Genomic DNA, 734 nt, shown 5'->3' on the forward strand with positions numbered 1-734 from the left:
CGCCATGCCGCTGCGGGTCATGATCCCGATATGCGGGTCGTGCCCGATGACCATGACCTCCTTGCCCTCGAGACCGCCCACCGCCTCGCCGATCGTGTCGACGGTGAGCTCGGCGATCTGCTGCTGGCTCGTGGTCACGTCGACGACGAAGTCCTCGTTCGGCTCCACGCCGCCGTCGATCGAGAAGATCGGCACGTCGGCGTCCTCCGCCGCGTTGACCAGCGGGGTGATCTGCCGGGGATCCGGGAAGCCGGCAAGGACCGCATCCGTGCCCTGAGTGATCGAGTTGACCACATCGGTGTTGATGACGTCGTAGTCGAAGTCTGAGGTGTGCAAGGTGACGTCCCACCCGAGCTCCTCGCCGCGCTCCACGAAAGCGTCGAGGGTGTACTTGCCGACGGGTGTGCCGTAGCCGGCGGTGAAGGCGACGACGCGGAACGTGTCGTCGTCATCGGCACTGCACGCGCTGAGCGCAGCGGCCGCGGCGATGCATGTGACGAGGGCGATGGCCGGCGTTCGTCGTTGACGCATGGTGACTCCTCGTTGAGTACCTCGACCCGCGGATGCGGGTGCTTCGGACATAGGTGCGCTGGTGCGCACGCAGCTACCTGCTGCGTGTCTTCAACGCTGAGAGCAGCACGGCAGCCACGATGATGAGACCTGTGAGCACCTGCTGGTAGTACGTGTTGACCCCGATGATGTTGAGTCCGTTGCTCATGACGCCGATGATGGCG

The 734-nt window shown here is 65.0% G+C and carries 1 protein-coding gene and 1 pseudogene; both read right to left on the minus strand.

Features of this window, described 5'->3' with window-relative positions:
- Positions 1–531 (minus strand): sugar ABC transporter substrate-binding protein (locus ELR45_RS01485; protein ID WP_165367373.1); only part of this gene is annotated, 531 nt, incomplete at its 3' end.
- Between the two features lie 73 nt (positions 532–604).
- A pseudogene (locus tag ELR45_RS42405) lies at positions 605–734 on the minus strand (ABC transporter permease); the annotation flags it as partial.

Source organism: Phytoactinopolyspora endophytica (genome assembly GCF_004138495.1).
GTDB classification, from domain to species: domain Bacteria; phylum Actinomycetota; class Actinomycetes; order Jiangellales; family Jiangellaceae; genus Phytoactinopolyspora; species Phytoactinopolyspora endophytica.